This is a genomic window from Variovorax sp. ZS18.2.2, assembly GCF_024701975.1.
Lineage (GTDB): Bacteria > Pseudomonadota > Gammaproteobacteria > Burkholderiales > Burkholderiaceae_C > Variovorax.
The window spans coordinates 98,303-109,443 of record NZ_JANLNM010000005.1 but is presented as its reverse complement, the minus strand read 5'-3'; the positions used below and the strand labels follow the sequence as shown (position 1 = coordinate 109,443).

The window sequence follows — 11,141 nt, the reverse complement described above, 5'->3', positions numbered from 1 at the left end:
AGCTGTCGTCGTGTGAAAAGGAAAAGAAGGAACGAGCTCGCCGATCAGAGGGCGAGCGTTCGTGCTGGGCGTTCAAGCCCTATGGGGATTGGGGAACGATAGGTAGGCAGGCTGAGCGCTGGTGGCCATCCTCCGACAGGGGCCAGAAAATGAAGAGACAGAACCGGAGCGATGTAGGCAACGCTGGCATGACAACCGATGCAGTCGTCGCTGTCGGCGATCGTCTTCAACTTCAGGTCTTTGCTCTTTTCACCCGAAGATGCGTTGGCTTGGTGCTCGTGGTGACCAAAATGCGCGGCACCAGTGCCAGCCTCATGCCTGCAGTAACCCGTGGCCGCACCCCACGCGAACTGCAGCGGCAGGATCGCGAGAAGCATGGCTAAGAGAAACGTACGCATGATGGCAAGTGTATCGATGGCGCGAGATTTTTTCGATGGGCTTGTGTGTGAAACTCAGGCCAGGGACCGGGTGATCTCGCGCTATCGCGGCTTACGTCGCCGCCTGGCCGCACTTCGCGCAGAAGCGCGCTCCGGGCACCAAGGCGGTAGAGCAGCCAGAGCAGACCCGTGCAGCTGCAGGAGCGGCGCCGCACTGTGCGCAAAAATTCGCGCCAGGAAGGAACGGAGCCCCGCACGACCGGCAAGGCTGCCCGCCGCGCGCATCGGCTCCTCCATACGGATAACCACTCTCCCGCCCACCGTGATGCCCAGAACGGCTCGACTGACCATGCCCACGTCGGCCGTGGTCACCGTTTGCCAGGTTTCGAAAGATTTCGCTGAAGAAGCTCATGATGATTCCTTGGAGGGCAGGAGCGCCCATTGCTGTGGAATGAAGTGATTGGAAACCATGAAGTCACTTCAAGGTCAAGCGCAGCGGTGCATTTCCGCATGCACGGGATGCTCGCGCGATCGCCAACACGTCCAGATCGGCTCGGTACGCTGCGGTGGCAACGCCGAAAAACCCAAGCAAGGTTGAAAACAAGTTGTCGTGGGAATATTCCTGCCCTGCAACCGAGGCAAGGCACGAGATCGGCAATTTCAGGCGCTCCTGTGTCCGGGCCGGTAGCCAGGCGAGCATGGGAACGTGCGTTTGCTCGCTGGGCGCAAGCATCGGCGGCAGCCCGTGCAGATAGATGTTTCGCTCGCCAAGGCTTTCACCATGGTCCGAGATGTAGAGAACCGCGATGTCCATCGCGGGGGCGCGAGCGCGCGCTACATCCACGATTCGAGCGATGTTCTGGCTGGTGTACTCGATCGTGTTGTCATAGGTGTTGACGAGCGCCTGCCGGTCGCAAGACTGGATCCGATTCGTATCGCACGTCGGCTGGAATTTGCCAGGTGCTGGATACCGCCGGTAGTAGGCTGGCCCGTGACTGCCCATCTGGTGCAGAACGATTGCCGTGTCCTGCTTCACTTCATTCAGGCGCTCCTCCAGCGACCGGGCAAGGATTTCGTCCTGGCACGCATCCTCACCGCAAAGGCCGTCAATGCCTGACGTCGGCATCTGCTGGGTCGGCACTCGCGCGCAGACCCCCTTGCAACCGGAGTTGTTGTCGAGCCATTGCACCGAAACGCCTGTCCGCAGCAAGACGTCGAGTGCGTTCTCGCGCTCACGCGCCTTCCGCACAGAGAAATCCTCGGCCCCCAGCCCGGAGAACATGCAAGGCAACGATGTCGCGGTGTCAGTTCCACACGAAACGACATTTTGAAAGTACAGGATGTCGCGGTTGGCGAGGGCCGCATTCGTCTCGCGCGCATAGCCGCCCAGGGAAAAGTTCGCCGCTCGTGCGGTTTCACCCACGATCAGGACAAGCACCAGCGGGCGCGCTGAGAGGGACGGGGTACGCCGCGCGTCCGGTGCGATTCGAAGAATCGCCCCGGATGTAACGTCTTCGCCTTTGAGGTAGCCGTAAACCGCATTGATGTAGTTGGTAGGCACGAGTTGGAAACGGAGTTCACGGTGGTTGCGGAACGTGGATGCCAGCGTCCCATACGAAGTGGCAAGCAAGGCGCTGGCGACGCCGGCCGCCATTGCCCCCAGCAGCGCCGTGTGGATCGTCGATCGCTTCCATTCGGCTCTGCGAATGCCGACGAACCACAGCAATGCCGCGGGCAAGATGCCCCGCCAGAACACATCAACGAACGCGGGGAGCGAGAGCAGCTCGCGGACCTCGCGCGTGTCTGTTTCGACCATGTTCCGGACCAAGCCCTTGTCGAAGAGCACTCCCCATGCATCAAGGTAGTGCGAGACGCTGGCCGACACGATCAACAGGAAACACAGCAAGACGACGCCAACCCTGCCGGTGACGAACGGTCGCAGGAGCACAGCGAACAACAGCGCCAGAAAAATCCCGAGCCCGACGGTCGAAGCCAAGGCGGCGGCACTCCAGCTGTCCTGCGCAGAAGCGAAAGTCTTCCAGAAACTGAAATTGTCTACAGCAACAATCCAGCTTGCGGTACCCAAGCATGCCCAGGTTGCGGAGAGCGCCTTGTTCGTTCCCCGCGAGGGGGCAAGTGGGCTGCCTTCGGCGTCGAAAGGCAGCCGAAGGGGTTTGTGATCTGGCATGGTCTGGAGTCATTCACGCCGAACAAGGGCGGCGGCTGCCACCTCACCAGTCGCGTGGGAGGACTCTAGAAATCATGCCGAACAAAATCCGAACTGGAACATTACAAACATGTAATGCCGCGCTCCGCGTGGGTGCGAGCGATAGGCAGGCGGAGGAAAATCGCAGATGACCGAAATGTAATCACCCCCCGTAATCGCGAAGTTACGATCAAGGAATGCACTTGCTAGTAATCGAAGACGAAGTGAAGTTGGGAGACTACCTGCGCAAGGGCCTGGTGGAGAGCGGCTTCAACGTCGACCTGTCACGCGATGGTTCCGAGGGGCTGGGCATGGCGCTGACAGGCAACTACGATGCGATCGTCCTGGATGTGATGCTGCCAGGCATCGACGGCTTCAAGATCCTCGAAGCGATCCGCAAGTCTTCTTCCATTCCCGTGTTGATGCTGACCGCACGGGACGATGTGGTCGATCGCGTCAAGGGTTTGGAAAGTGGTGCAGATGACTATCTCGCAAAGCCCTTCGCTTTTTCCGAATTGCAGGCGCGCATCCGAGCGCTTCTGCGTCGCGGAACGCTGCAGGAAACGACGCGCTACGCGCTCGCGGACCTTCAGCTGGATCTCACCACGCGCAAGGCGACACGGGGTTCGAAGCGCCTGGAGCTGACGGCCAAGGAATTTGCCCTGCTTTCGCTTCTGCTGCGCCGGCAAGGTCAGATCCTTCCTCGAGCCATCCTGGCTGACCAGGTCTGGGGAATGAACTTCGACAGCGAGACGAACGTGGTCGAAGTGGCTGTGAGGCGGCTTCGGATGAAGATCGATGATCCTTTCGACGTGAAGCTGCTCCATACGGTACGAGGCATGGGGTACGTACTGGAGCTGCGAGACGCGGACTCGGCGTGAAAGAAAACTCCATCCAGACATCGCTGTCTCGCTGGTTCGCGATACAGACGTTGATTGGCTTGAGCTTCGTGTGCGTAGCCGTGTATGCCGCAACACGATGGAGCTTTCAGCTCAAGCAATCGGAAGAGTTCGTGAGGTATATCGAACTTGTGCAGCATGTGGTCGAAGAGACCAGCAATCCTCCCGATCTCAACGCCTTGCGCCACAAGCTGGGTGACTACTTCCTTTCGCACCCGGATGCAGCTGCAGCGGTGTGGGTTGGCGAGGCGCAGGTTTACCTGTCGCCGGGTCCGGCCGCCAAGGGCAACTGGGTCACGCAGGACCGCATGCTGGAGGGACTCGCAATCGATGGCAAGCCGATCAAGTTGCAACTGACACTCGATGTCTCCAAGGATGACTTGTTGCTGCGCCGGCTCGCATGGACTCTCTTTCTGGCAACCACACTGGGGTCTTTGCTGGTGGCATTCACGGGATCCTTGGTGGTTCGCCGCGGACTGAAGCAGCTCAAGCTGCTCGCGGCCAAAACCGCGGAAGCAGGACCGGAGAACGCCGGCATTCGCATTGACGCCTCGAAGTACGCAAGCGAACTCCAGCCATGGGTGGGCCAATTCAATGCCTTGCTCGAGCGCGTTGAGGGTGCGTACGAGCAACTCGAGTCATTCAACGCCGATGTCGCGCATGAACTCCGGACGCCCCTGGCAAACATGATTGCCCAAGCGGAAGTCGAACTGAGCCAGGCGCGATCCGTCGCCGCCCTTCAGGACGCGTTGAGTTCCCAACTGGAAGAGGCACACCGCCTTTCGGGCATCGTGACTGACATGCTTTTCCTGTCCAAAGCGGATCGCGGTGCGCGTGCAAGACGGACCGGGCCTGTGAGCATAGCCGAGCAGGTTGCTGCCGTGGCCGAATTCCATGAAGCCGAGCTGGAGGCCGCCGACCTCTCTTTGAAGATCGATGGGGACGCCAATCTCCTCGTAGACGTCGGCCTGCTTCGGCGCGCTGTCTCCAACCTGGTCAGCAACGCGATCCGATACGCCACGCCGCAAAGCCTTATTCGTGTGGCAATCGAGCAAGAGGCGAACGCGGTCAAGCTCTTCGTGGACAACCGCGGAGAGCCGATCGACCCATCCGCGCTGCCGCACCTGTTTGAGCGCTTTTACCGTGCGGATCGATCGCGCTCTGGCTCCTCCAGCCACCACGGGCTGGGTCTGACGATCGTGTCGGCCATCGCACGTATGCACGGCGGTTCAACATTCGCTTCTTCGGCCGGCGGAGTGACACGCATCGGGCTCGTGCTGGGCCGGCCCGAGTCGAGCGGAGACTGAGCCAGAAAAGAATACTTGAGGCCGCACAGCGTCTCTCTAGCCGCGCATCAAATCTGCGCCAACTTCGCCGGGCACAGGTCCAGGATCACTAGGCCCTGACCGAGATCGGCTGGCCGTGTCGAAGACCTCCTGCCACATCGCTGGCAGCAAAGTTGATCTCCGAGTTTGCCGTCACGGCGAGTTCGCCGGACGTTCGCATTAGACGGGCGGCTCTAGAGGCTCTGCGATCAGAACGCCGGCCCGTGCAGGCGGGACGAAATCCGGCAAGCTGCTCCCAGCCTGCGTTAGCAGGTCAAACTCGCTATCGCTGATGGAGTGACCGACCAGATCGAAGTGACACAGCGTGCCCATAAGTTCAGCACCACCGCCCATCATCGGCACGCCGTGATAGCAGATAACGATGCCTTGGTGCGGGTTGCCGTTGAGCCTGGGATCCAGCGCGGAGTTGTTGGTCTGGAAGAGCCCCTCGCGCAGCACGAATTGGCAGAAGCTGGTGTTCAGCGGAACGACCTCAAGAAAATCAGTTCTGATTTGTCCGTGCTTGTCATGCAGCAGCACGTTTCGCAGCATGGTAAGCGGCTAGGCGTCCCACCTTGAACGGAGGGGGCGACTAAACGATGCTGTCCGGTTAACTTCTAACTGGACGCTTATGGATGTGAACCCCAAGTCGCGGCGCAGGCATACCGCCGAGTTCAAGGCACAGGTCGTGGCCGCGTGCGCTGAGCCCGGCGTCAGTGTCGCCGCGGTTGCTCGAGCCTTCGGTCTAAACGACAACCTCGTTCACGACTGGCGCCGCGGTCGCAGTGGCGCAGGCAAACCGGCCGCTACCTCACTGCAGGAGTCATCGGCCGAGTTCATTGCGCTGTCGCTGCCCTCGCCACCAGCGGCATCTGTGGCGTCGACGCCGGCTCCTTCGCGCGCGCCGGCAGCCTCTGCCGAGGCGATCCGGCTGGAGTTCAAGCGTGGAGCTATCGGCGTGAGTGTGACGTGGCCAGTCTGCGCCGCTGCGGACTGCGCGGCGTGGTTGCGGGAGGTGCTGCGATGATCCGCATCGACGCGCTGTGGCTGTGCACGAAGCCGGTGGACATGCGCAGTGGTGCCGAGCGCCTTCTCGCGCACGTGGTGCACGCGCTGGGAAGCGCGAACGCCCACCACGGCTACGTGTTCGCCAATGCGCGTGCCACGCGCATCAAGATGCTTGTGCATGACGGCTTCGGCGTGTGGTGCGCCGCGCGCCGGCTGAACATCGGGCGCTTTGCCTGGCCACGCGAGATCGATGCGGCGAAGCCGATCTCTCTGACGCAGGCGCAGTTCGATGCGCTGGTGGTCGGGCTGCCCTGGCAGCGCCTGCCAGAGATGAGCGCGATCACAAGGCTGTAAACAAAGTGGGTGAGGTGGTGCGTTGACAGCGCATCTCCCAGTGGCGGCACCTCGCCGCCGCATGCATGATTCACGGATGCAAGCACTGCGCGATCTCAAGGATGAAGACCTCCAAGGTCTAACGCCTGAGATCGTCGCCGCGCTGGCCCGGCAGATGCTCCAACGCATCCGCCAGCAGGACAGCGAGATCCAGTTCAAGGACGCCAAGATCGAGAAGATTACCTTCCAGCTCGCGCAGCTGAAGGCCTGGAGGTTCGGTGCGAAGACCGAGGCGATGAACGCCGAGCAGCGGCGCCTGTTCGAGGAGACGCTGGCCGAGGACGAAGCCAGCCTGCAGGCGCAGCTGGAGCAAGCCAAGGGCGAGTCGTCGACACCGCCGGCGACCACGGGCGACAACAACGATAGCAAGCGCAAGCCCCGCCGTCGGCCATTGCCCGAGCACCTGCGCCGCGAGGAGCACCACCACGAGCCCGAGAACACCGATTGCCCGAGCCCGGATTGCGGCCGGCCGATGGTGCGCGTGGGCGAGGACGTGAGCGAACGACTGGACGTCATTCCGGCGGAGTTCTTCGTTCAGCGCCACATCTACGGCAAGTGGGCCTGCCGCTGCTGCCAGTGCCTGGTGCAGGAGGCGGCCGCGCCACAGATCATCGACGGCGGCATGCCGTCGGCCGGCCTGGTCGCGCACACGATGATCAGTCACTTCGTGGACCACCTGCCGTACTACCGGATGGAATTCATCAACGCGCGCTCGGACGTGCACACGCCGCGCTCCACGCTGGCGAGTTGGTCCGGGCGAGGTGGTGCGGCGCTCATGCCGCTGTACGACGCGCACAAGCGCTTCGTGCTCTCGGCGCCGATTCTGCACGCCGACGAGACGCCGGTGGCCATGCTGGATCCGGGCGCCGGCAAAACAAAGCGGGCCTACGTCTGGGCCTATGCGCGCGGCGCCTTCGATGCGGTGCCGGGGGTCATTTACGACTTCTGTGTCGGGCGGGGTGCGCAGTACCCCGTTGCCTTCCTCGGCCCAGAAGATGATGGACGCGGCGCATCAGCGTGGCGCGGCACGCTGGTGCGCGATGAATACGCAGCCTATGACAAGGTGCTGATCGCCCAGCCCGGACGCATCCCTGCGGGGTGTCTTGCGCACGCGAGGAGGAAGTTCGATGAGTTGCTGCGCGACGGCGGCAAGAGCGCGGTCGCGCAGGAGGCGCTGCTGCGCATCGCGCAGATCTATCGCCTCGAGCGCGAGCTGGCTGCCTTGACGTGCGAGGAACGACTGGCCAGCAGGCAAAGTAACGCGAAGCCGCTGTGGGATGACCTGCATGAGTGGTTGCGGCTGGAGCGAAGCCGCGTGCCGGACGGCAGCGCCACGGCCAAGGCTCTGAACTACAGTCTCAACGCCTGGGCGGCGTTGACGCAAAACCTGCTTGATGGCGACGTGAACGTCGACAACAACCATTGCGAGAATCAGATCCGTCCTTGGGCCCTTGGCAGAAAGGCATGGCTCTTCTGCGGCAGCGAATTGGCCGGCCAACGTGCCGCCGTCGTCATGAGCTTGGTGCAGTCAGCCCTATGCCGCGCGCGGCATAGTGTCGACTATGCCGACCGCCGAACTATGCCGAGCGGCCTCGCTTCTCCCCGGATTCACTGTAGGCTGCGGTCGATCCAATCGGCATAGTTTGACCGCTCACAGCGCCTCGAGAAAGGCGAGCACGTGATCGTCAGGACGAAATCGAAGTCGCTTGTGCTGCTTGTACGGCTCGAGCTTCGCGAGAGCTGCCTCTTTGAGGCCGAGGTGGGCATGAAGGTAGGTCTGCGTGGTCTCGATCGATTCATGGCCGAGCCACAACGCGATCACCGAACTGTCGACTCCCGCCTGTAGGAGTTCCATTGCAGCGCTGTGCCTCAGGACGTGCGGTGACACCCGCTTGGTTGCCAGCGATGGACATGTCTTGCTGGCGACGCCCACATGTTTAGCCAGCAACGATTGAACGCTGTCCGGGCTGAGATGACCGCCATGCAAGCTGGGAAATAAGGCCCTGGCATCGCGTCGCGCGGGTTCGTTGAGCCACGCCTGAAGCGCGATCCGGGCGCATCTTGCCAATGGGGTGCATCGCTCCTTGCGGCCCTTGCCCACACACCGCACATGCGCACCGGTACCGAGATGAATGGCTTCTCTTCTCAAGCCGATCAGTTCGGAGAGGCGCAAGCCGGTCTGGGTCGCGAGCAGCAGCAATGTGTGATCGCGCCGGCCGATCCACGTCGTCCGATCGGGCGCAGCGAGGACGGCTTCGATCTCGGTGCGCGTCAGGAAATCCACCTGACGTTTGTCATGTCGCTTGCTCGGTATCGCGAGCACGCGCTGGATGAGGGCGCTGTGAGCCGGCTCTTCGAAGGACACAAACCGGAAGAAGGATCGGACGGCGGTCAGGCGCAGGTTGCGTGTCGTGGCGCTGGTGCCGCGCTCCATCTCGAGATCGGTCAGGAACGCGCCGATGAAAGGCGCGTCCAGTTCATCGAGGGTCAAGGCGGACGGCGCCTTGCGAAGCTTCGCCATCGCGAACTTCAACAGCAACCTGAACGTATCCCTATAGGACGCGATCGTATGGACGCTCACGTCTTGCTGACGGACAAGCCGCTCGGTAAAAAAGCGTTCGACCAGTGAGGCGACGTTGCAACCGGGCTTCATGGTTGAGTCTCCCACCGTCGATCGAGACGCCGCGCCGCCTCTTGCATCAGTTCCGGGAACGCCGAGAGGTACCAATAGGTGTCGCGCACGCAGGTGTGGCCAAGATAGGTGGAAAGCGAAGGAAGTTTCTTCTCGACATCGATGCCTTCGCGATACCACCCCAACAGCGTGCAGATAGCGAATCGGTGCCGGAAGTCATGCACGCGCGGTCCCGCATGATCGCCAGGACGCCGCAGACCGATCTCACGCGACAAGCACCAGAAGACGCGGTGGACGTACTGATGCAGCAGTGGTCCACCGCGCTCCGCAACGAAGAAGCGTGGGGTGCGGCGCGTTGGCAGATGGGTGTCTCGCCGTTGCGCGTAATCTCGTAGCGCTGCGCTCGTCGTTGGATGCAGGGGTACGAGCCGTGACTTCCCAAACTTGGTCAATCGAATCGTCAGCACGCCGGCGTCCAGGTCAACGTCGTCACATTCAAGGCTGATCGCCTCGGACAGACGCATGCCCGTCACTGCGATCAGTCCGAACAGGCAGTGGTAGGTCCAGCGGCGAAGTGCACCTGTTGGCGGCAAGGACAGTGCGGCTGCCAGCAACGCGCTGACCTCTTCATCGCTATAGACGTAGGGCTTGGCACGCTTCAGGCCTGGCAGGAGGCCGACCGGAGGCACTTCCGTCTTTGGATCGAAGCTTGCGATATGTCGCGCAAATCCGCGAACATCCGTCAGCCGCAATGCCCAGGACGCATGCCGACCGGCAGGTAACGTCGCCCACTCCATCGCGAGCTTCGTGGTGATGGTCGCGGCCTTGCACTTGTCCATGAAGGAGACGAAGTCGGCGAGCCGTCGTGTCTGATGCTGATACTTGAATCCAAAGCCCTTGCGCATGTTCAGGTACCGCTGGAGTGCCGAATGTAGATCCGTCATTGCGCACCTCCCGGCCACGGCAGGCTCAACGTGCGGAGCGCTTCGATGTCAACCTTTGCGTAGATCCGAGTGGTGTCGTGGCTCTTGTGCCGCAGCACATGGCCGATCTCCGACAAGGTGGCGCCGGCGCGCAAGAGCTCCGTGGCCAGGCTGTGCCGGAAGATATGAGCGCCTTGGTGGGCGTAGCCCTGGATGCCGGCGCGCTCGAGCGCGGTCTTGGCGATCATCGTGATTGCGCTTGCGGACGCAAATCCGGTGTGGGGCGCAAGGCTGCGGAGAAATAGCTGACGACAGGAGGACTTGGGTCGGCCTTCCTGTAGGTAGGCAACGATCGCTGCGCCGACGTCTGATGCGATCGGCATCCTGGCGCGCTGTCGGCCCTTGGCACGAACAAGCATCTCACCGGCTCTCCAGTCGATGTCATCCAAAGTGAGTGTTGCGACCTCATCGGCCCGCAAGCCGAGCCTGGAAAGCATCATCAAAATGGCGAAGTCACGTCGTCCCACCGCCGATGCCCGGTCGCAACCATCCAGGGCCTTCTGAACCTGTGCCGCGGAGAGATAGGTCGGAAGGCCCACGAGGTTCCAGTGCCTGATCGAGGGCACGCAGCCGGCCAATGCGTGCGGGTTCAATCCCGTGTGATGAAGGTATCGGAGAAACGCGCGCAGCGACCAGCACATCAACTGGGCGGACTTCGGGCTCCAATCCTGGGCGTGGCACTCGACATAGCGAATCACCTCATCCTGCTTGATCTTGCCGAGATCGCTGGCGCCAGCGGGGCAGACTTCAGACAGGAACCTTCGGATCGCAGGCTGATGGTGCGCGATCGTCTTCGCTGTCAAACCGCGTTCAATACGCAGATAGTCGCCAAATCCCGCGAAGACCTGCTCTTGCAGAGTCTTTGTTGAGACGGGCGCCTGCGCGATTGCGCCAGCGGCGCGCAGGGTCGAAAGCCACCGCTTCAACGCGGCCCGGTCGTCGAGATGGATGGTCTGCTTCGCTCCATGGTGTCGCAGGTAGCGCTCCACCATCGGTTCATTGAGTTTGCTCAGTTTGACTCGATGGATTGCCATCCAAGCCAAGAGATTGCCGACCACATTGAGGGAGCGCCAAGTGCCGGGTCTGGCGAGCCCGATCTCGACGAGGCGCGCCGCATACAGCTCGATAAGACGCCCATGGGTACCGCTTCTCAGGCGCCGGAACAGCCGGCTCCTGCTCAAATACTCTTCCGTATTCGTCATCGAAGTCTCCGTTGTTGAGGACGGAGGCAGGATGAACTATGCCGAACCGATCACACGCGGCCTACAGTGAATCCGGGGAGAAGCGAGGCCGCTCGGCATAGTTCGGCGGTCGGCAT

General features: G+C 61.9%; 12 protein-coding genes. 5 read left to right on the top strand and 7 right to left on the bottom strand.

The window, feature by feature from the left end:
- Positions 1-44 precede the first annotated feature (44 nt).
- The 3 genes from NU688_RS19865 to NU688_RS19855 all read right to left on the bottom strand — a co-directional run bounded on the left by NU688_RS19865 (position 45) and on the right by NU688_RS19855 (position 2,565).
- Positions 45-398: a hypothetical protein gene (locus NU688_RS19865; protein WP_257862524.1), complete on the bottom strand. Its 354-nt coding sequence runs from the start codon at positions 396-398 to the stop codon at positions 45-47.
- 91 nt (positions 399-489) lie between these two features.
- Entirely contained in the window at positions 490-789 is a 300-nt protein-coding gene (locus NU688_RS19860; protein WP_257862523.1) for a zinc ribbon domain-containing protein, read from the bottom strand.
- Between the two features lie 63 nt (positions 790-852).
- Positions 853-2,565 carry a phosphoethanolamine transferase gene (locus tag NU688_RS19855; RefSeq protein WP_257862522.1) on the bottom strand — a complete coding sequence of 571 codons (1,713 nt, stop codon included), beginning with the start codon at positions 2,563-2,565 and terminating at the stop codon, positions 853-855.
- Positions 2,566-2,780: 215 nt separating this feature from the next.
- On the opposite strand from NU688_RS19855, the gene NU688_RS19850 reads away from it, so the two are divergent.
- Together NU688_RS19850 and NU688_RS19845 are read left to right on the top strand one after the other, a co-directional pair.
- On the top strand, positions 2,781-3,464 hold the full coding sequence (locus NU688_RS19850) for a heavy metal response regulator transcription factor (RefSeq protein ID WP_257862521.1): 684 nt from the start codon (positions 2,781-2,783) through the stop codon (positions 3,462-3,464).
- Positions 3,461-4,789 (top strand): heavy metal sensor histidine kinase, encoded by a 1,329-nt coding sequence (locus NU688_RS19845; RefSeq protein WP_257862520.1) that lies wholly within the window; start codon positions 3,461-3,463, stop codon positions 4,787-4,789. The genes NU688_RS19850 and NU688_RS19845 overlap by 4 nt, the downstream gene beginning before the upstream one ends.
- 198 nt (positions 4,790-4,987) lie before the next feature.
- On the opposite strand, the gene NU688_RS19840 is transcribed toward NU688_RS19845, so the two are convergent.
- Positions 4,988-5,359, bottom strand: coding sequence for a GAF domain-containing protein (locus NU688_RS19840; protein WP_257862519.1), 372 nt, complete (start codon positions 5,357-5,359; stop codon positions 4,988-4,990).
- Positions 5,360-5,438: 79 nt separating this feature from the next.
- Between NU688_RS19840 and NU688_RS19835 the strand changes: the two genes are divergently transcribed.
- The 3 genes from NU688_RS19835 to NU688_RS19825 all read left to right on the top strand — a co-directional run bounded on the left by NU688_RS19835 (position 5,439) and on the right by NU688_RS19825 (position 7,850).
- Positions 5,439-5,834: a transposase gene (locus NU688_RS19835; RefSeq protein WP_257862518.1), complete on the top strand. Its 396-nt coding sequence runs from the start codon at positions 5,439-5,441 to the stop codon at positions 5,832-5,834.
- Positions 5,831-6,169, top strand: a complete 339-nt coding sequence (tnpB, locus tag NU688_RS19830) for an IS66 family insertion sequence element accessory protein TnpB (protein WP_257862517.1) — start codon at positions 5,831-5,833, stop codon at positions 6,167-6,169. The genes NU688_RS19835 and tnpB overlap by 4 nt, the downstream gene beginning before the upstream one ends.
- Before the next feature lie 76 nt (positions 6,170-6,245).
- Complete coding sequence (locus NU688_RS19825) at positions 6,246-7,850, top strand: IS66 family transposase (RefSeq protein ID WP_257862516.1); 1,605 nt, start codon at positions 6,246-6,248, stop codon at positions 7,848-7,850.
- A gap of 9 nt (positions 7,851-7,859) precedes the next feature.
- On the opposite strand, the gene NU688_RS19820 is transcribed toward NU688_RS19825, so the two are convergent.
- The 3 genes from NU688_RS19820 to NU688_RS19810 are packed head-to-tail and all read right to left on the bottom strand — an operon-like array spanning position 7,860 to position 11,025.
- On the bottom strand, positions 7,860-8,861 hold the full coding sequence (locus NU688_RS19820; RefSeq protein WP_257862515.1) for a site-specific integrase: 1,002 nt from the start codon (positions 8,859-8,861) through the stop codon (positions 7,860-7,862).
- Positions 8,858-9,784 carry a tyrosine-type recombinase/integrase gene (locus NU688_RS19815; protein ID WP_257862514.1) on the bottom strand — a complete coding sequence of 309 codons (927 nt, stop codon included), beginning with the start codon at positions 9,782-9,784 and terminating at the stop codon, positions 8,858-8,860. Before NU688_RS19815 ends, NU688_RS19820 begins: the two co-directional genes overlap by 4 nt.
- Positions 9,781-11,025 (bottom strand): site-specific integrase, encoded by a 1,245-nt coding sequence (locus NU688_RS19810; RefSeq protein ID WP_257862513.1) that lies wholly within the window; start codon positions 11,023-11,025, stop codon positions 9,781-9,783. Before NU688_RS19810 ends, NU688_RS19815 begins: the two co-directional genes overlap by 4 nt.
- Positions 11,026-11,141: the final 116 nt, after the last annotated feature.

What these genes read in the sequence shown, in the direction of transcription:
- NU688_RS19825 (WP_257862516.1), top strand. Translation starts at nt 6,246, where the DNA reads ATGCAAGCACTGCGCGATCTCAAGGATGAAGACCTCCAAGGTCTAACG.
- NU688_RS19815 (WP_257862514.1), bottom strand. Translation starts at nt 9,784, where the DNA reads ATGACGGATCTACATTCGGCACTCCAGCGGTACCTGAACATGCGCAAG.
- NU688_RS19860 (WP_257862523.1), bottom strand. Translation starts at nt 789, where the DNA reads ATGAGCTTCTTCAGCGAAATCTTTCGAAACCTGGCAAACGGTGACCAC.
- tnpB (WP_257862517.1), top strand. Translation starts at nt 5,831, where the DNA reads ATGATCCGCATCGACGCGCTGTGGCTGTGCACGAAGCCGGTGGACATG.
- NU688_RS19865 (WP_257862524.1), bottom strand. Translation starts at nt 398, where the DNA reads ATGCGTACGTTTCTCTTAGCCATGCTTCTCGCGATCCTGCCGCTGCAG.
- NU688_RS19850 (WP_257862521.1), top strand. Translation starts at nt 2,781, where the DNA reads ATGCACTTGCTAGTAATCGAAGACGAAGTGAAGTTGGGAGACTACCTG.
- NU688_RS19820 (WP_257862515.1), bottom strand. Translation starts at nt 8,861, where the DNA reads ATGAAGCCCGGTTGCAACGTCGCCTCACTGGTCGAACGCTTTTTTACC.
- NU688_RS19855 (WP_257862522.1), bottom strand. Translation starts at nt 2,565, where the DNA reads ATGCCAGATCACAAACCCCTTCGGCTGCCTTTCGACGCCGAAGGCAGC.
- NU688_RS19835 (WP_257862518.1), top strand. Translation starts at nt 5,439, where the DNA reads ATGGATGTGAACCCCAAGTCGCGGCGCAGGCATACCGCCGAGTTCAAG.
- NU688_RS19810 (WP_257862513.1), bottom strand. Translation starts at nt 11,025, where the DNA reads ATGACGAATACGGAAGAGTATTTGAGCAGGAGCCGGCTGTTCCGGCGC.
- NU688_RS19840 (WP_257862519.1), bottom strand. Translation starts at nt 5,359, where the DNA reads ATGCTGCGAAACGTGCTGCTGCATGACAAGCACGGACAAATCAGAACT.